Source organism: Roseibium sp. (genome assembly GCF_050301095.1).
GTDB lineage: Bacteria > Pseudomonadota > Alphaproteobacteria > Rhizobiales > Stappiaceae > Roseibium.
In genome coordinates, this window is the sequence record NZ_JBNKYW010000205.1 from 1 (window position 1) to 18,010 (window position 18,010).

At 61.4% G+C, this 18,010-nt stretch carries 17 protein-coding genes; 10 read left to right on the forward strand and 7 right to left on the reverse strand.

The features are described from left to right. Window positions 1-717, forward strand: a 717-nt coding sequence (locus ACQY7U_RS18305; protein ID WP_428647451.1) for a zinc-binding dehydrogenase, incomplete at its 5' end; no start/stop codon positions are given. 201 nt (window positions 718-918) lie between these two features. Then, on the forward strand, window positions 919-1,455 hold the full coding sequence (locus ACQY7U_RS18310) for a CAP domain-containing protein (RefSeq protein ID WP_428647454.1): 537 nt from the start codon (window positions 919-921) through the stop codon (window positions 1,453-1,455). On the opposite strand, the gene ACQY7U_RS18315 is transcribed toward ACQY7U_RS18310, so the two are convergent. After that, entirely contained in the window at window positions 1,449-1,874 is a 426-nt protein-coding gene (locus ACQY7U_RS18315; RefSeq protein WP_428647457.1) for an SH3 domain-containing protein, read from the reverse strand. The genes ACQY7U_RS18310 and ACQY7U_RS18315 overlap by 7 nt on opposite strands. A 196-nt stretch (window positions 1,875-2,070) precedes the next feature. Between ACQY7U_RS18315 and ACQY7U_RS18320 the strand changes: the two genes are divergently transcribed. Beyond that, the gene (locus ACQY7U_RS18320; RefSeq protein WP_428647460.1) at window positions 2,071-2,541 is read left to right on the forward strand and encodes a hypothetical protein; all 471 of its coding nucleotides are present in this window, start codon (window positions 2,071-2,073) and stop codon (window positions 2,539-2,541) included. Window positions 2,542-2,574: 33 nt separating this feature from the next. Here the strand turns inward: ACQY7U_RS18320 and ACQY7U_RS18325 are convergent, their stop codons facing one another. Next, entirely contained in the window at window positions 2,575-3,306 is a 732-nt protein-coding gene (locus tag ACQY7U_RS18325; protein ID WP_428647463.1) for a glycoside hydrolase family 25 protein, read from the reverse strand. A 222-nt stretch (window positions 3,307-3,528) separates the two neighbouring features. On the opposite strand from ACQY7U_RS18325, the gene ACQY7U_RS18330 reads away from it, so the two are divergent. Then, on the forward strand, window positions 3,529-4,734 hold the full coding sequence (locus tag ACQY7U_RS18330) for a cation:proton antiporter (RefSeq protein ID WP_428647465.1): 1,206 nt from the start codon (window positions 3,529-3,531) through the stop codon (window positions 4,732-4,734). Window positions 4,735-4,814: 80 nt separating this feature from the next. Further along, window positions 4,815-5,624: an exodeoxyribonuclease III gene (gene xth / locus ACQY7U_RS18335; protein WP_428647468.1), complete on the forward strand. Its 810-nt coding sequence runs from the start codon at window positions 4,815-4,817 to the stop codon at window positions 5,622-5,624. Between the two features lie 224 nt (window positions 5,625-5,848). Here xth and ACQY7U_RS18340 read toward each other — a convergent pair whose 3' ends face one another. Then, window positions 5,849-6,823, reverse strand: a complete 975-nt coding sequence (locus tag ACQY7U_RS18340) for an NADPH:quinone oxidoreductase family protein (RefSeq protein ID WP_428647471.1) — start codon at window positions 6,821-6,823, stop codon at window positions 5,849-5,851. Window positions 6,824-7,008: 185 nt separating this feature from the next. On the opposite strand from ACQY7U_RS18340, the gene ACQY7U_RS18345 reads away from it, so the two are divergent. Next, on the forward strand, window positions 7,009-7,554 hold the full coding sequence (locus tag ACQY7U_RS18345) for an RNA methyltransferase (RefSeq protein ID WP_428647495.1): 546 nt from the start codon (window positions 7,009-7,011) through the stop codon (window positions 7,552-7,554). A gap of 122 nt (window positions 7,555-7,676) precedes the next feature. Continuing rightward, window positions 7,677-9,014, forward strand: coding sequence for an NADase-type glycan-binding domain-containing protein (locus ACQY7U_RS18350; RefSeq protein WP_428647474.1), 1,338 nt, complete (start codon window positions 7,677-7,679; stop codon window positions 9,012-9,014). Between the two features lie 15 nt (window positions 9,015-9,029). On the opposite strand, the gene ACQY7U_RS18355 is transcribed toward ACQY7U_RS18350, so the two are convergent. Next, window positions 9,030-9,761, reverse strand: a complete 732-nt coding sequence (locus ACQY7U_RS18355; protein ID WP_428647477.1) for a M15 family metallopeptidase — start codon at window positions 9,759-9,761, stop codon at window positions 9,030-9,032. 372 nt (window positions 9,762-10,133) lie between these two features. On the opposite strand from ACQY7U_RS18355, the gene ACQY7U_RS18360 reads away from it, so the two are divergent. Then, window positions 10,134-10,643 carry an invasion associated locus B family protein gene (locus tag ACQY7U_RS18360; protein WP_428647480.1) on the forward strand — a complete coding sequence of 170 codons (510 nt, stop codon included), beginning with the start codon at window positions 10,134-10,136 and terminating at the stop codon, window positions 10,641-10,643. 249 nt (window positions 10,644-10,892) lie between these two features. Continuing rightward, on the forward strand, window positions 10,893-12,116 hold the full coding sequence (gene rlmN / locus ACQY7U_RS18365; protein ID WP_428647483.1) for a 23S rRNA (adenine(2503)-C(2))-methyltransferase RlmN: 1,224 nt from the start codon (window positions 10,893-10,895) through the stop codon (window positions 12,114-12,116). A gap of 73 nt (window positions 12,117-12,189) precedes the next feature. Here rlmN and ACQY7U_RS18370 read toward each other — a convergent pair whose 3' ends face one another. The 3 genes from ACQY7U_RS18370 to ACQY7U_RS18380 form a co-directional block, all read right to left on the reverse strand. Continuing rightward, window positions 12,190-14,232, reverse strand: coding sequence for a methyl-accepting chemotaxis protein (locus tag ACQY7U_RS18370; protein ID WP_428647485.1), 2,043 nt, complete (start codon window positions 14,230-14,232; stop codon window positions 12,190-12,192). A gap of 420 nt (window positions 14,233-14,652) precedes the next feature. Continuing rightward, window positions 14,653-16,839, reverse strand: a complete 2,187-nt coding sequence (locus ACQY7U_RS18375) for a molybdopterin cofactor-binding domain-containing protein (RefSeq protein WP_428647488.1) — start codon at window positions 16,837-16,839, stop codon at window positions 14,653-14,655. Between the two features lie 3 nt (window positions 16,840-16,842). Then, window positions 16,843-17,304, reverse strand: a complete 462-nt coding sequence (locus ACQY7U_RS18380; RefSeq protein ID WP_428647490.1) for a (2Fe-2S)-binding protein — start codon at window positions 17,302-17,304, stop codon at window positions 16,843-16,845. A gap of 179 nt (window positions 17,305-17,483) precedes the next feature. Between ACQY7U_RS18380 and ACQY7U_RS18385 the strand changes: the two genes are divergently transcribed. Continuing rightward, a partial coding sequence (locus tag ACQY7U_RS18385) for a TetR/AcrR family transcriptional regulator (protein WP_428647492.1) occupies window positions 17,484-18,010 on the forward strand: 527 nt, incomplete at its 3' end.

Here is an 18,010-nt window from a genome sequence, read left to right on the forward strand (position 1 = left end):
ACGCTGGCAACCGCCTACCGCATGCTGTTCGGCCACCATCCGCATGAACTGAAACCTGGCCAGAACGTCCTGGTCTGGGGCGCTTCCGGCGGCCTTGGCTCCTACGCGATCCAGCTCATCACCGCTGCCGGCGCCAATGCCATCGGCGTGATTTCGGACGAGGACAAGCGCCAGTTTGTCATGGACCTCGGCGCCAAGGGCGTCATCAACCGCAAGGACTTCAACTGCTGGGGACAGTTGCCGAAGGTCAATTCGCCGGAATACGGCGAATGGTTCAAGGAAGTGCGCAAGTTCGGCAAGGCGATCTGGGACATCACCGGCAAGGGCAACAACGTCGACATCGTCTTCGAGCATCCGGGCGAGGCAACCTTTCCGGTCTCGACCTTTGTCTGCAAGAAGGGCGGCATGATCGTGATCTGCGCAGGCACCTCCGGTTTCAACTGTACCTTCGACGTCCGCTATCTTTGGATGCACCAGAAGCGCGTGCAGGGTTCGCATTTTGCCCATCTGAAACAGGCCTCTGCCGCCAACAAGCTGATGATCGAACGGCGGATCGATCCTTACATGTCCGAAGTGTTCCCCTGGGACCAGATCCCGAAGGCTCACACCAAGATGTGGAAGAACCAGCATGCGCCCGGCAACATGTCCGTCCTGGTCTGCGCGCCGACAACCGGCCTTCGCACCTTCGACGACGTGCTGGAAGCCAGCAAGCGATAAACAAGAGCTCCCCGGAAGGCTATCACAAAGCCTCATGCAGCCTGACCAGCCCGTATCACGGGCTGGTTCTTTTTTTTTGCGGCAAAACGTGTGGACGGCTGGACCTCCGCCGCAATTCCGCTGTCTTGTCGATCCATCACCGGCAAGGAGGGGCGATTCGTTCCGCCCAGCGATGCCACGACAGATCCGGAGCCCCCATTCGTGTTTGAAACCCTCACGGGCAGGACCATCCTGCAACTCACCACCGCAGCCGCCCTGACGCTCACCATGGCGGCCTGCCAGAGCGAACGCTTTCAGACACCACCCTTTTATCAGGATCTTGCCAAATCGGGCGGGCAGGTCGACCCCGCAACAGCGGCCCAGATGATCTCGCAGTACCGGATCAACAACGGCCTCTCACCGGTGACGCCCGATCCGTTGCTGACGGGAATTGCCCAGAGCCAGGCGGACGCCATGGCGGCGGCGGGTACGGTCAAGGCTGCGCTCGCAGCCGACCAGCAGCTCGCCACCCGGATGGCCTCCATCGGCGAGCCGAAAACGGCGGCCTCCGAAAACGTCAGCGCGGGCTACCGCACCTTTGCAGAAGCCTTTTCGGGATGGCGGGAATCGCCCAAGCACAACCAGGTGCTTCTCAACCGCGACGCTACCCGTCTCGGAATAGCCACCGCCTACTCGCCAAGTGCCAAGCACAAGGTGTTCTGGTCTCTTGTCCTGGCCGGTCCCAAACCCGCTCAATAGCGGCGGTAGGGATAGCGCGGATAGTAGGGATAGTGGGGCCTGACAGGCTGCACCGCGATGGGCGGGCGGGTGTAGACCGGATAGTTCCGGCGATAAAGCGGCACGCCGATGTAGACACCGGCATTGGGGATCGGACGGCCGTAATAACTCCCCTGGACACCATAGCTGAGATAACGTCCCGACACCCAGCCGCGCGCATTGGCAAAGGCGGAATCGCACCACCTGTAATCGGCTGTGCAGCCGAACACGGTCACGCCGCCGCCGTTCGGGACCGTTGTCACCACCGGGTAGTTGGTCCCGGGACCGGTCCGCATGTTCAGGTTGGCGGTCGTATAGGCAATCGCCGGACGTGACTGGGCCGCGGCGGGCAGAACTGTCAACACCAACGCCATCAGTGCCAACGGCAAGCGGATCGACATCATCAATACTCCCAAGAAACGCCCGGATCACAAGAAGATGTGCGGGGGCAAGATGGCGAAAATATAGCGCCTTTCCCGTCATTCCGCCGTCATTGGCGTTTTTGCCGAAAAATCAGCTTGCTTCGATCACCTCCCGCTGCTTGATGGACGGGGTTGTACATGGGCGAGGCAGGTTATGGGCGCATCTTCAAAAATCATGGCACTGGCTGGAGTTCTCCTGATCCTGCTGACCGCGTCCGGCTCTCCCGCCGGGGCGGAAGACGCCCACGCAGGATATTATTACCCCGCTCCTCAGACACGGGAAGACTATGTTTCTTCGCTTTCCGTTGCCCTGGATGCCGGAGAACGCTCACGCGCCGCTTTTGTGATCGCCCTGGCGGCGCAGCAGGAAAAACTCGGTCATCTGCCCGGCTACCACCTTTTCGCCAAGGGCGATGAACTGGAAAAACTCATCATCGTCGCAACCGGAGACGGCCAGTACGACACGCTCTATCGCCTGCGCGCGCTGCTGGCGTCCCTGACCTCGAAAGCCCGGACATCCGAACTCTTTGCGAAGTCAAGCCAGCCACAGGAACTCAATTTCCTGGATTTCTGCAAGCTGATCGGCTTCACGCAGGTCACCGTCAGCAACGGCAAGGATGTGTCTCACCAGATCTTCATCAGGTAGCCGCTGCGCGCACCGGACACCGTGACCTACGGCTCAACGCTCCAGCTTGCCCTCGAGCCAGTCCCGGAATTGCGACTTGGTGCCGAAGAAGGCGTTCCGGTCGACCTCACCGCGGATCCCGGGCACCGTGCCCTCGGCGGTATATTGCCAGAACACCCAGTCGTTGCGCTGCTCGTAGATGTTGTTCGGGAAGCTGGCGACGGACCGCAGCCAGAACTGCTCGTCCTTGAAGGCCCCCACCAGCCTGTCCCGGTGAAAATCGACCGAGGAATAGATCACCGGCCGCTTGCCGTAGTGGCTTTCCATCTCGTCGAGAAAGACCTTCATGTCCCGAAGGATCTGTGAGCGCGCCGGACGTTTCTGGCAGGTTTTCGAATGGGCGTTCCATTCCATGTCGAGAACAAGCGGCAGGGCTTGCGGGTCAACCGGAATGACTTCCTTCACCCAGGCGATCTGTTCTTCGACCGGGCGGCAGAAATAATAGAAATGATACGCCCCGCGCGGCACACCCGCCTGTCGGGCGGCGATCCAGTTGTCGACGAAACGCGGATCGACATGGTCACCGCCCTCGGTCGCCTTGATCCAGGCGAAGGCGACACCCGACTTCTTCGCCCGTGCCCAGTCGATGTCCCCCTGCCAGCGCGACACGTCGATGCCATGAACGGCGTAGTCCTCCGGTGTCGGATCTGGAAAGTCATAGGCCGAGCAGGAGCTCAGGAAGACAAATCCTAGTACGGAACAAAACGACTTTATCAGGGGCAGCACAGCGTCCTCGACAAGGTTAAAAAAGACTTTCTTTCGCCGCCCAAAATGCGCGGGATTTCCTAACGGACCGTAGACGGATTGCGGATTTCTTTCGCATGACACCTGACAATCGCCGCGAAAGGCCAATAAGGCAGGATTGCGGCGGATCAAAGACAGGCGATTGCCCGGCTGCCACTTCAGCTGATAATTCTGAGAGTGCTCGGCAGAACAATGGAAACCGGAATGGACATCGCACAGACACTGGTTGCCATCGGCGTTCTCCTCCTGCTCGGCATGCTGGCCGATGAAATCGGCCACAAGACCCGGTTGCCGCGCGTCACGCTTCTGATCCTGTGCGGCCTGGCAGCAGGCCCCTCGTTTCTGGACCTTCTGCCCGACAGTCTGACCGAACTTTATGAAACCCTCTCGGTGCTGGCCCTGTCGATGGTGGCATTCCTGCTGGGCGGCAAGCTTTCAAAGGTGAATCTTGCAAACAGCGGGGGGACGGTCGCCGTCATCTCGGTCAGCGCCGTCGTGGTAACCGCCGTGACGGTGTTCACAGGCCTGTTCCTGCTCGGTTTTCCGATCGCTCTTGCTCTGGTTCTGGCCGCTCTTGCAACCGCCACCGACCCGGCTGCGACCAACGACGTCATCCGTCAGTACCGGGCCAGAGGCCCCTTTACCTCGATCCTGTCCGGCATCGTTGCCCTGGACGACGTCTGGGGCATTCTCGTGTTCGCGCTCTGCCTGATGGGAGCCCAGGCACTGATGGGTGCGGACGGATCCTCCGCGCTCGTCCAGGCGTTGCGGGACGTCACAGGCTCGATCCTGCTTGGTGTTGTTGTCGGAGCTCCTGCGGGCTATCTCTCCGGCCGGATCAGGCCGGGGGACCCGACACTTGCCGAAGCGCTTGGCATCGTGTTTCTGACAGCGGGACTGGCGCTCTGGTTCGACCTCTCCTTCCTGCTTGCCGGCATCGCCTGCGGTGCCATGGTCGTCAACACCGGCCGCCACCACACCCGCCCCTTTCACGAGATCGAGCACATCGAATGGCCGTTCATGATTTTCTTCTTCGTGCTGGCCGGCGCCTCCCTTGAGGTCGACATGCTTCCAGAGCTGGGCCTCCTCGGAAGCGCCTATATCTTGCTGAGAATTGCCGGCCGGCTGATCGGCGGTTGGCTCGGAGGCAAGGTGGCGCAACGCCCGGTTTCCGCATCTCTCGCCAGCCGCAGCTACCTGTTCGGACTGTCGCTGCTTCCGCAGGCCGGCGTCGCCCTCGGCATGGCACTCGTCGCGGCGGAAGCGCTGCCGCTCTACCGGAGCGAGATCCTGACGGTGGCGATCGGATCGACCATCGTGTTCGAACTGCTGGGCCCCGCCGCAACGCAACAGGCCCTGCAGAAATCGGGAGAGACCGGAAAGGAAACCGCGGACGCCCCGCAAAACTGAAATCCGTTGCACTCGACAGCCGAATCCTTATGACTTGGCGGACTCGTTCTTTTTACCGATCCTTTTCAGGCAAGGCTTCCATGACCGACCGGCTCAAACTCGTTACTTGGAACATCAACTCCGTGCGCCTGCGCATGCCGATCGTCGAGCAGCTGATCGACGAAGTCGCACCGGACGTGATCTGCCTTCAGGAAACCAAGTGTCCGGACGCGAACTTTCCGGAAAACGCCTTCCGCAAGGCCGGATACGAGCACATGGCCATCCACGGCCAGAAGGGTTACCACGGCGTGGCAACGCTTTCGAAATTGCCGCTCGCCAACATCGAAAAGCGGGACTTCTGCAATGTCGGCGACAGCCGCCATGTCGCGGCGGACGTTCCCTTCAACGGCTCCAGCCTGCGGGTGCACAATTTCTATGTGCCCGCCGGCGGCGACGAGCCGGACCGGGACATCAACCCGAAGTTCGGTCACAAGCTCGATTTCATGGCGGAAATGCAGGAATGGCTTCAGGGCGAGGAAACCTCGAAACCTGCAGTGCTTGTCGGCGATCTCAACGTCGCGCCTTACGAGGAAGACGTCTGGTCCCACAAGAAACTTCTGAAAGTCGTCTCCCATACGCCGGTCGAGACGGAACTCTTCGAAAAGGTCCGCGAAACCGGCGGCTGGCTCGACGCCATGCGCCGGTTCACCCCCATGGAGGAAAAGCTCTACACTTGGTGGAGCTACCGCGCCAAGGACTGGTCGGCCGCCGACAAGGGCCGACGCCTCGATCACGTCTGGGTGTCAAAACCGCTTGAGCAATACATCAAGGGCACCACCGTCCTGCGCGAAGCCAGAGGCTGGGAAAAACCGTCGGACCACGCTCCGGTGATCGCCGAATTTTCGGTCTGAGGCGGCTCTTTACCGAACAGGAACAAGCGGCCCATCCTTCGAGACAGCGCTACGCGCTTCCTCAGGATGAGGATGTGTAACTTGATAGTTCGCCGAACATATACCATACCCACGACCTCATCCTGAGGAGCCGCCTCAGCGGCGTCTCGAAGGATGGGCCCCTTGCTCCAAAGTGTTTTTGCCGCATTGTTTCAAGCGCAGTTCAGTGCACCTCCGCACACCACTCAAGGCCTGACAATTACCTTGCCGCGCACCTTGCGGGCGGCGATCTCCTCTAGGGCCACCGCAATATCCTCGAGCGGATAGACGCCGTGAACATGCGGCTTCAGCCGACCTTCCCGGACCCACTCCAGAAGCTGCGCCATGTTCTGCCGGTGCCCCTCCGGATCCCGGGTCAGTGCATCGCCCCAGAAGACGCCGCGGATATCGCAGCCCTTCAAAAGCGGCAGGTTCAGCGGGATCTTCGGAATGTCCCCGGAGGCAAACCCGATCACCAGGAAACGGCCTTCCCAGGCGGTTGCCCTGAGCGCCTGTTCCGACAGTTCTCCGCCGACCGGGTCATAGACGACGTCGACGCCCTTGCCGTCCGTCAGTTCCTTCAGGGCCTCCTTCAGGTTCTGCCGGGAATAGTCGACCGTCAGGTCCGCCCCAAGGGACCTGGCAAAAGTCAGCTTTTCTTCAGAGGACGCACAGGCGATGACTTTGGCGCCCATGAGCGCGGCAATCTCAACCGCCGCCTGGCCGACCCCGCCTGAGGCTCCGAGCACGGCCACCGTTTCCCCGGGCTTCAGGTCCGCCCGGTCCCGGAAGGCGTGAAGGGTGGTGCCGTAGGTAACGCTGAGACCGGCCGCGATGTCGAAGGCGACTTCGTCAGGCAGTTTGACGAGATCGCCCTCGCGCACCACCACCACTTCCCGCGCCGCGCCCCAGCACATGTAGCCCATGACCCGGTCGCCCGGTTGAAATCCGCTCACCCCGTCTCCGCAGGCCTCAATGACACCGGCGAATTCGGCACCTGGCGAAAACGGCAACTCGGGCTTGAACTGGTATTTGTTCCGGATGATCAGCGTGTCGAAGAAATTGAGCCCGCAGGCTTTCACCCGGACAGTCACCTCCCCGGCTCCCGGCGCGGGTGTTTCCACCTCCTCGATGACCAGGGATGACGGCGGACCGAAGGATTTGCAAAGACAGGCTTTCACGGGCGACCTCTTGAATTCTGACAGGGCCTCCACCCTAGCAACGGTGGCGGCAAACAAAAATTGTCTTTCCGGACTATGCCGGCAAGGCGCGGTACAGGACCGCCGAATTTTGACGCCGCCCCACTTTGGGGTATGAGGACCGCCACACCGCCTTCGGAAACAAGATGAACCAACGGAAACAGGACATGCGCGGATATTTTGCGGTCGGGGCGGAAGGCCTCTCCAAACGGATGAACCTTGGAACCCTGATGCGTTCGGCGCATGCCTTCGGCGCAAGCTTCTTTTTCACCGTCGATGCGGACCAGAAACTGCGCAAGGCGCCGCCCTCCGACACCTCCAAGAGCCCCGGCCACCTGCCGGTCTTCACCTGGGACAGCGTCGACACGATGGATCTTCCCAAGGGCTGCCAGCTCGTCGGCATCGAACTGACGGACGAGTCCATCGACCTGCCAAGCTTCGGTCATCCGCTGCAGGCCGCCTATGTGCTCGGTCCGGAACGCGGCTCCCTGTCGCCCGAGATGCTCGAGCGCTGCGACCACGTGGTCAAGATCCCGACCAAGTTCTGCATCAACGTCGCCATGGCCGGCGCAATCGTCATGTACGACCGGCACCGGGCGCTCGGCCGCTACGCCGACCGGTCGACCACGGCGGGAGCCCCGAAGATCGAACGTCCCAAGCACGTCAGCGGCGGCCCGATCTCACGCACGGGCAGAAAGGTTCCGGGCAACTGACCACCGCCGCCTGAAGCTGGATGCGCCGCCCCTCTTCTCCCGCCGTCAACCAGGAAAATCGCCCCGAAAGTCCTTGCGTTTCCTCGGTCGTCGCGGTTTTCTTGGCTCATCGGGGGAGGCAAATGACGGTGCTGAACAAACTGTTGGCCGGGCTTTGGCTGTTGATGCTGCTGGTGCAGCCCGGGACCGCCCATGCGGCGGGCAAGGTTGCCCTTGTCATCGGCAACGGCGCCTACACCGCGCTGCCCGCCCTTATCAACCCAGCCAACGACGCCAATCTCATGGGCAGCAAGCTCGACGGGCTCGGCTTCGACGTGATCCGGATCATCGATGGCAGCCGGAGAGACTTTCGTGAGGGGCTGACGCTGTTCGGGCGCAAGGCCCAGGGCGCGGATGTCGCCCTCGTTTTCTATGCGGGACATGGCGTTCAGGTGGACGGGCGCAACTGGCTGCTGCCGGTCGATGCCGAAATCGAAGCCTCCACCGACCTGCCGGCACAGGCCATCAAGGCCAATGACCTTCTGGAAATCATGGACATTTCCGGCGCGCGGCTGAAGCTGGTCTTCTTCGACGCCTGCCGCAACAATCCCCTGCCCAGATCGCTGTCCCGGGGCGCTTCCAACGGCCTTGCCCGGCTGGAGGCCAACGCTGCCGGCATGATGATCGCCTTCGCAACCGCGCCGGGTGACGTCGCCCTGGACGGCGCCGGCCGAAACAGCCCCTTCACCGAAGCCCTCGCCCGCCTGATCGGCACGCCCGACCTGGAGGTGCGGCACCTGCTCGGCCGCGTGCGCGAGAGCGTTTACACGTCGACCGGCGAACGCCAGCTGCCCTGGGTGAACGAGGCGCTGATCGGCGAATTCTATTTCGGCGGCAAATCTTCGAACGGCTCTGGAACGACAGCCACCGCACCGGCCGCTGCCCCGGCACCGGAAAGCTCCGGCGGGATCACCGTGAGCCGGGCGGACCCGCAACATCTTCCGGCTCCCCGCTACGGCGCGAACCTGTGCGGGACCACCGCCGTTTCCGGCGGCACCCTGGAATATTGCGCAAGCTCCGTTCTGGATCCGCAGTTCGGCAACCGCTACGGCCCGTCGAACCTCTATGACGGTAACTACTCGACGGCCTGGGTGGAAGGTGTGTCCGGCAATGGCACCGGCCAGAAGGTGCTTGTTTCCTTCGACCGTCCCCGCCGCCTCGCCGGGTTCGACATCGTCAACGGCTACGCCAAGAACCGGGACATCTACCGCAAGAACGCCCGGCTCCGCTCGGCGACCCTCCGGCTGTCGGACGGCAGCACCCAGGTGATCAGCCTGCCGGACACCATGCGCTCCAACCGTTTCACTTTTGGCACGCCGCTGGAAACAACCTGGATGGAACTGGAAATCGGTTCCGTCTTCCCGGGCTCGAAATACACCGACACGGCCTTGAGCGAATTCGTGCCGCTGTTTGCCGACTGACGAAGAGCGATCAGGTCACCGGCGTTCGATGGGAAAGTCGAAGGAACGGTTCGGAAAAGGCTCGCCCTGCAGCGTGAAGTGCCACCATTCGCCTGGATAGTTCTGGAACTTTCCACGCTGCATCAGCTTGACGAGCGTCCTGCGCAAGGCTTGTGCGCGCCTCGGGACAGCCTGCGAGCTGGTCTGGCTTGCCGGATCGAAGCAATCGAAGGGGGTGCCGAAGTCACCGGTGTCCCTGTCCCGGCGCGTACAGGCGGCAAACGGTCTCGACAGGTCGTCCACGCCGGCCAGGACGTCCAGCGCGACATCGACGGTGGAGCCTCGCGCATGGCTGCTTTTCGCACCGATGTAGCCTTGGTCGATCAGGCGGTCCTGCGTGACTTTCGGAAAATAGGCGGGATCGGTCCCACCGCCCGTCCGCACCCACGCGACCATCGCATCGACGGCCGATTGCGGCCGGTAGCAGTCGAAGACGACCAGGGAATAGCCGGCCTCGACCGCGGCGTTCTGCACTCTTCCAAGGGCCTTGGCGGCAACCTCGGTCAGCACGCATTCCGCCGCCCGATAACCGGGCAGACGTTTGCGCATGAAATTGTTCCTGCTTGCGTAGCGCATGTCCTGCCGGATATCCGGAACGACGTCTCTCAGGTAGACAAAGCCATGCGCAAGTTCACCTGCCACCGGCATTGTCATCCCTGCGAAGAGAAAGAAGACGGCCAGGTAAAAGGGCCTGATCCTGTCCTTCATGGGCGGTCTGCCCGCAAAGTCTTGCCCGAATTTGCTACGGCCTTGATCATCTCCGGCGGTTTCATCCCGTCTCCGCTGACGTTGTCTCGTTGCGGAATTGAGCCTAAGAGGAAACTCGTTCAGCGGCAAATTGCTGCCGTTAGGGACGTTCCTGCCTTTCCGCCACACTCTTGCCACGAATACCCGCAAGAGCCTTGGGAACGGGAGGCTTAGACATGAACCCAGGATTCAAAGGCGTCAAAACCGGATAAACAATCGCCGCGATTTCAACCCTTTCGTAACCCGCTTTAATTTATCATTAAAGCAACGTTTATATGTCTGACGGCAATTGAATCGAACTTGACGCAAACTCATAGCCAAACGGTGTGGATGATGATGAAAGCAAAATCGCTGGTTCTGGCCCTCGCGGGTCTTGCCGTTTCGAGTGCAGCAGCTTTCGCGCAAACCCCGACGCTTCTGAAGCAGCACAAGGATTGGGCGGCCTATGCGATGTCCGGCAGCGGCGGCAAAGTATGCTATGCGCTGACCAAACCGACCACCCAGCTTCCGGGAGACCGGAACCACGGGGACGTCTTCTTTTTCGTGACCTCGCGTCCCGCCGAAGGCGTTAGCTCCGAACCGAGCCTGCTCGTCGGTTATCCCTTCAAGGACAAGTCCTCGGTCACCGTCGATGTCGACGGCAAGGGTTTCACCCTCTTCACCAACAATGACGGTGCCTGGGTGGAAAATGCCGCGACCGAAGCTCAGCTGATCGCAGCAATGAAAGCCGGACACGAAATGACGGTGAACGGCGAATCCAGCCGCGGCACCCGGACGACCTACAAATTCTCGCTTTCAGGTGTCACGGCGGCAATCGACACGGCCTCATCGGCCTGCAAGTAAGCGGCAGTTTTCTCTGCGAATGAACATGATCCCGGTCGGGCGTGATTGCCCTTCCGGGCTTTTGCGTTTGATCCGTGGACGGATTCACGGCCTGCATAGCTCCCCTGCACGTCACGAACCTTGATTTTTGCAGCCGTTTGTGTTTTTGGGAACGCTTGAATTCACACCTGCCAGGCAGGTGCCCGGCCGCCGCGTTGTTCCGGAAGTGACACGCCCTGACATGCGCCGGATGAAAAAACGGATCACGACATGGCGACAACGCTCGACATCGCGCGGGACAATCCCAACGCGCAGACAGTTTCAGCCGCGGCAAGCGCGCATCTGCCCGGCGAGGACAAGCCGACCCTGGTCGGCCTGTCGCGCGAAGAACTCGGCGAGGCCCTCGGCACCATCGGCGTGCCTCAGAAACAGTGGCGCATGCGTGCGTCCCAGCTCTGGCACTGGCTCTATGTGCGCGGCGTTTCCGACTTCGCCCAGATGACCAACATCGCCAAGGATCTGCGCCAGAAGCTGGACGAGGCCTTCACCATCGCCCGTCCGGAAATCGTCACCGAGCAGATCTCCGTCGACGGCACCCGCAAGTGGCTGTTCCGCTTCCCGCCGCGCGGTGCCGGGCGTCCGGTGGAAGTGGAGACCGTCTATATTCCGGAGGAAGGCCGCGGCACGCTCTGCGTCTCCTCCCAGGTCGGCTGCACGCTCACCTGCACCTTCTGCCACACAGGCACCCAGAAGCTGGTCCGCAACCTGACGGCAGAGGAAATTCTCTCCCAGATCCTGATGGCCCGCGACCGGCTGGGCGACTTCCCGGATGCCGACACCCCGCAGGGCGCCATCGTGCCGTCGGAAGGACGTCTGGTCTCCAACATCGTCATGATGGGCATGGGCGAGCCGCTCTACAATTTCGACAACGTCAAGAAGGCGCTGCTGATCGCAACGGACGGTGACGGCCTGTCGCTCTCCAAGCGCCGCGTCACCCTCTCTACCTCCGGCGTCGTCCCGGAGATCTTCCGCACCGGCGACGAGATCGGCTGCATGCTGGCGATTTCCCTGCACGCGGTTCGCGACGACCTGCGCGACGTGCTGGTGCCGATCAACAAGAAATGGAACCTGGACGCCCTGCTCGACGCCTGCCGCAAGTATCCGGGCCTTTCCAACGCCAAACGCATCACCTTCGAATATGTGATGCTGAAGGGCGTCAACGACAGCAACCAGGACGCGCTCGATCTGGTGCGCCTCCTGAAGGGCATTCCGGCCAAGATCAACCTGATCCCGTTCAACCCCTGGCCGGGTTCCGAATACGAATGCTCCGACTGGGAACGGATTGAGGAATTCGCCGACATCGTCAACCGGGCCGGTTACGCCTCGCCGATCCGCACGCCGCGCGGCCGCGACATCTTCGCCGCCTGCGGCCAGCTCAAGTCGGCCTCGGAACGCATGCGCAAGAAAGACCGGGAAGCGCTGGCGGCCTCCTGAAGTTCCCGTTCTAGACAAAACGGCGGCGGCACAAGGCCGCCGCCGGACGCTCTCCCCGCCTTCGGCGCAGGTGTTATGCGGCGGCAACCTCTCTCAGGAAAGTGCTCACGGCCGCATTGAGCCCGTTGAGTTTTTCGGTCGCGTCATGGGCGGCCGTCTCGACCGACTGCGCGGACGACGAAGTGATTTCAACCGCCGAACTGACGCTCGACATGTTGTCGCTGGCCGCGGTCGTGCCGGCGGATGCTTCCGAGGCACTGCGGCTGATCTCGCCGGTTGCCGCGTCCTGCTCCTGGACGGCTGCTGCGATGGAGGCCGTGTTCTCGTTCGCCTGCACCATGATCGCCGAGATGCCTTCGATTGAAGTCACCGCCTGATCGGTCGCCGACTGGATTTCCGCAATCTGGCTGGAAATCTCTTCGGTCGCCTTGGAGGTCTGCGTGGCCAGTTCCTTGACTTCCGCCGCGACGACGGCAAATCCCTTGCCGGCCTCGCCCGCCCGGGCGGCCTCGATGGTCGCATTGAGGGCCAGAAGGTTGGTCTGCTCCGCGATTGCCTGAATGAGGCCGATCACCTCGCCGATGCGGGCGGCACCCGTCGACAGCAGCTCCATCTTGCGGGTGCTGGCATCTGTCTGATTGGTGGCGTCTGCAATGACACGGCTGGTTTCCTCCACCCGCTGTCCGATCTCGGAGATCGATGACGACAGTTCCTCGGTCGCGGCGGCCACGAGCTGAACGTTGCCGGAGGCCTGTGTCGTCGCCGACGCGGCGCTGCTGACCTGCTGGGCCGCTTCCGTGGCCGTCGCCATCATGGAGGTCGCGTTCGACTGCATCTCGCCCATCGAGACTTCCACGGCGCCGAGCATTTCCGAAGACTGCATGCGGAACTCCTCGATCAGTGCCTCGATCCGATGCTGGCGCTCTGCGCGTTGACGTTCTTCCTCTTTCCGGGCTTCTTCCAGGCGCGCCTGCTCCGCAACACCGTCCCGGAAGCCGGCAATGGCCCCCGCGATTTCACCGATTTCATCCTTGCGTTCCGCTTCGGCGAATTCAACGCTGACATCGCCGCCGGCAAGTTGGACCGCGCTATGCACCAGGTTCCGGATCGGATTGACGATCGAACGGGCCGCGAACCAGCCGACGAGCACCATGCCGCCGAAGATCCCGGCGCAGATCATGATCATCTGGTTGCGCAGGGTAACGACCGGCGCAAGAATTTCCTCATGACTTTCCAGAGTGACAACAGCAAGGTTCACGCCTTGAAACTGGAGCGGAACCGCCGCGGCGATATAGTCTCCCTCCCGGAAGTCTTCCATCTCGCCAACCGCCATCTGTCCGTTGAGGGCGGACTCGACAACCTCGCCATCGAGACTGTCCTTCAGAATGTCGTTCTGGTCCGGCGTCTTGGCCGAATCGTTCCGGAACAGCTTGTCGGCACCGACCAGGATTGCCTCGCCGCTGTCCCCGAGTCCGGCAACGTCGGTCATCACCTTGTTGATGTTGTCGATCGGCATCTGGAAGGCCAGGACGCCCAGCTTCTTGCCGTTCTCATAGATCGGCGTCGAAATGAAGCTGGCAGGCGCGTCGAAGCTTGGCGCGTAGGGCTTGAAGTCGAAGAAGAAGACATCGCCTTTAGAGCCCTTGATGGCCTGCTGAAAGGCGTTACCGAGGTCCGTGTCCCTGTATTCGCCCTTTGCGAGGTTGGTCGCGTAATCCAGTTCCTTGAACACCGTGTAGACAAGCGACCCGTCTTCGGCGAACAGGAAGATATCGTAGTATCCGCGCGTCTTCAGCATCTTGCGGAACCAGGGATGGTACTTCGCATGGGCGGCGTCGTAAGGCGTCCCGCCGGCGCTCATCAAGGCGTCCTTTTCACCCGTCGGGTGCGGGTTGTCGTGGATGTAGGCCTTTTGCAGGACCGCCTTCTGATCACCCTCCTGGCCTTCCCACGCGGCTTCGAAGTCTGTGAGAGCAGCCGTCACCAGCGGACTGCTTGCCGTCACTTCAAGATCCTGGACAATGGATTCCAGGTAATGGGACAGGTCATTGGCACTCATCCGGGCCAATGCGGACAGGCGCTGGTCCGCCTGGTCCTCGAGGTTTTTCGAACTCACCCAAAAGGCCATTGTACCGACCAGCAGCGCGGCAAACACTGAGCAACCGGCGATGATCGCAGGCAATCGAAAACTTAATTTTGAAAACCGAACACCCACAGCGCCCTCCTGACATTCGCTAGGCTTCCCTCAGCGTGACAAGAGACCGGTTTATCCGGAGTTAATATACTTAAGTATTATTTCTAGATATTCTGTAGAATTAAATTCGATCATTTAATTAAATCATGCTCAAGCCAAGATAGTGAAATAATACAAATACGCACTTTAATTCAATGAGTACCATCAGTGGATAATTACTATCTATTGGGGTATTTTTTTCTTTGCCACCATTGATCGAAATAGGTATCAACGATGCAAAAGGCCGCCCTGAGGCGGCCTTCCGTGATTCGTTTCCTCGCGCGGAAGCGCGGGTAACCGGCGTCAGACCAGACCGGCCCTGGCAAGCGGCAGGCTTGTTATCCATGTGTCCTTCGCCGCGGCAATGGCGTTGGCGACGGCCGGCCCGATGAGGGGCGTGCCGGGTTCGCCTATGCCGGTCGGAGCCTCGTTGGAGGCAACGATATGCACTTCGATTTCCGGCATGTCCGACATCCGGATCGGCTCATAGGTGTCGAAGTTGGTTTCCTGAACGACCCCCTCTTCCAGGGTTACCTGGTTGCGCAGGATGGCCCCGAGTCCATATCCGATGCCGCCTTCCACCTGGGCCCGGATGTTGTCCGGATTGATCGGCGTGCCGCAATCGACCGCTGCCGTCACCTTTTCCACCTTCACGGTGCCGTCGTCGCGGAAGGAGATTTCCGCGACTTCCGCCACATAGGACCCGAAGGACTTGTGCACGGCCACACCGCGATAGCGGCCTTCCGGGGCAGGTGTATTCCAGCCGGCCTTTTCCGTCGCCAGTTTCAAAACAGCCACCTTGCGCGGATCGTCCTTGATCATGTCGAGGCGATAGGCGACCGGATCCTTGCCGGCTTCCCGGGCGATGCGGTCCATCATGGTTTCCATGACATAGGCCGTGTGGGTGTGCCCCACGGAGCGCCACCACAGCACCGGCACTTTCGTTTCCTGGAAAGCCTGATCCATGCGCATGAGCGGAAAAGCGTATGAGGTGTCATGCGCTCCTTCCGTCATGTTGTGATCGACGCCCCCATGCATCAGCATCGGCTCGAAGGGCGTCCCCTTGATGATCGACTTGGCCGCGATGTTGTACTTGAACGCGGTCACATTGCCCGCCTCGTCAAGACCGACCCTGATCTTATGTGCCGACATCGGCCGGTAGTAGCCACCGGTCATGTCGTCCTCGCGGGTCCAAACGATCTTGACCGGCGCCGGCGCCATACCCGCCGCCTGCATCGCCTTGGCCAGCATCGCCACCTCGGCAACCGGATGGCTGTCGGCTTGCGCACGCCGGCCGAAGGACCCGCCCGCCCACAGCGTGTTGATCTTCACCTTCTCGAACGGAATGCCGAGCACGGCCGCGGCGACGTTGTGATCGATGGTCTGAATCTGGGAGCCGAGCCAGAGTTCCGCCGCCTCGCCATCGAAGTGCAGAACCACGTCGAGCGGCTCCATGGTTCCGTGAGCCAGGAACGGAAAGTCGTAGTCGGCCTCGATGACCTTTGCAGCGTCGGCGAGAGCTGCGTCGACATCACCGTCTGCGCGCACCTTCACGCCCGGTTTCGCCGTCATCTCTTTCAGTTCGGCGATCATGGCGTCGCTGGAGCGGCTCTCCGCCTCGCTGTCGTCCCATTCGATCTCAAGCAGGCCGCGCGCCTTGATTGCCGGCCAGGTGGACCTGGCGATCACCGCCACCCCGTTCGGGATCTGCAGCACGTTGACGACGCCCGGAACCTTGCCGGCTTCAGTGGCATTGAAGGACTTCACCTTGCCGCCGAAACGCGGCGAGCGGGCGACGGTTGCGACCAGCAGATCGTCGCGCTGAAAGTCCATCGTATAAGTTTTCGGCGCACCGACGGTCTTGTTCTTCACGTCGAGACGCGGGAAAGACTTGCCGATATAGACCCACTGGCCCGGGGTTTTCAGAACCGGTTCCGCCGGAACATCTTCCAACGCGGCAAGACCCGCCAGCTCGCCAAAAGTCGCGGACTTGCCGGAAGAATGGGAAACGATACCGTTCGACACGGTGATTTCGCCTGCCGGTACGCCCCAGGTCCTGGCGGCTGCGGCCACGATCATGGTTTTCGCCGCGGCGCCCGCCTGCCGGTACTGCATGAAGGAATTGGCCATGGCGGTGGACCCGCCCGTGCCCTGCACGCCGAACAGCGTGTTGGCATAGACCTGGGGATTTGAGGGGGCGAATTCGACTGAGACCTGCTCCCAGGCGGCATCGAGTTCATCGGCAACCAGCGTGGAGAGACCGGACGCCGTGCCCTGCCCCTTGTCGAGGTGCTTGGACAGAACCACGACCGTGTTGTCCGGACGGATGTGGACGAAAGGCTGGATGAAGTCGCCCTCGGCGGCCGACACGGACGAACGCGGCAGGTTGAGGGCGAGGATGAGACCGCCGACCGTTCCCGCGGACAGTTTCAGGAAGGTGCGGCGGGTCGGTTTTGCGGCTTCAAGCGGCTTCTGCAAGAGATGCAACATGGCTTAACCCTCCATCTTGTCGGCGGCGAGGTGGATCGCCTTGCGGATCCGGGCGTAGGTGGCGCAGCGGCAGACATTGCCGTCCATGGCGGCATCGATGTCCTCATCCGTAGGCTTCGGCGTTTCGGCGAGCAGCGCGGCCGCCGCCATGATCTGACCGGACTGGCAATAGCCGCACTGCGGCACGTCCAGTTCGTTCCAGGCGGCCTGAACAGCCGCAGCCGCTTTGCCGTTGATGCCTTCGATGGTGGTGATGTTCGCGCCTTCCAGGTCGCCGACAAATGTCTGACAGGAACGGATCGGCTCTCCGTCCAGGTGCACGGTGCAGGCACCACAGGAGGCAATCCCGCAGCCGAACTTGGTTCCGGTCATTCCGAGTTCGTCGCGCAGGGCCCACAGCAGCGGGCTTTCGGGATCGGCGTCCAGCACGCGCGTTTCCCCGTTGATCTTGAGAGTAACTGACATGAGAAATGTCTCCTTTGGCTCGCCCAAACTGGCTAAAGGAAGTAAACTACACGGTGCAGTGTAATATCTGACCGCACGTCTGTAAACGCCCTAGTTTACATAAGGTATGATATTTGGGAAGAAAGGGTGGGAGGCGCTGCCAGCCGGCAGCAAGGCAATAGGGGGAGCGTGAGCCGGGAATGTCCGTATCTGACCAGAAGAAAAAGCAGATCGTCGAAGCTGCAATCGCGGAATTCCAGGAAAGGGGCTATGCGGGTGCCAGCATGGACCGCATTTCCGAACGTGCGCAGGTGTCCAAGCGGACCGTCTACAATCACTTCGAAAGCAAGGACGTTCTCTTCAAGGCCATCAACCAGTGCCTGGCCGACCAGGTAAACTCGGCGCTGGAGCTGCCCCATGATCCGGACCTGCCGATCCGCGACGCCCTCGTCCGCCTCGGCTGGGCGGAAGGCGAGCTGATGATCAACCCCTGCTTCATGAGCCTGGCCCGCATGATCATGAGCGAAACCATTCGCGATCCGGAACTTGCCGCCGACATGGACAGCCGCCTGACCAAGCTTTCCGTCTTCACCGAATTTATGGAACAGGCGACACGGGAGGGCAAACTGACAGCCGGCGATCCATCGCTTGCCGCCACGCAGTTTCTGGGCCTGATCAAGTCCCGCTCCTTCTATCCCAACATCCATTCCGGCAAGGTGACGGGGCG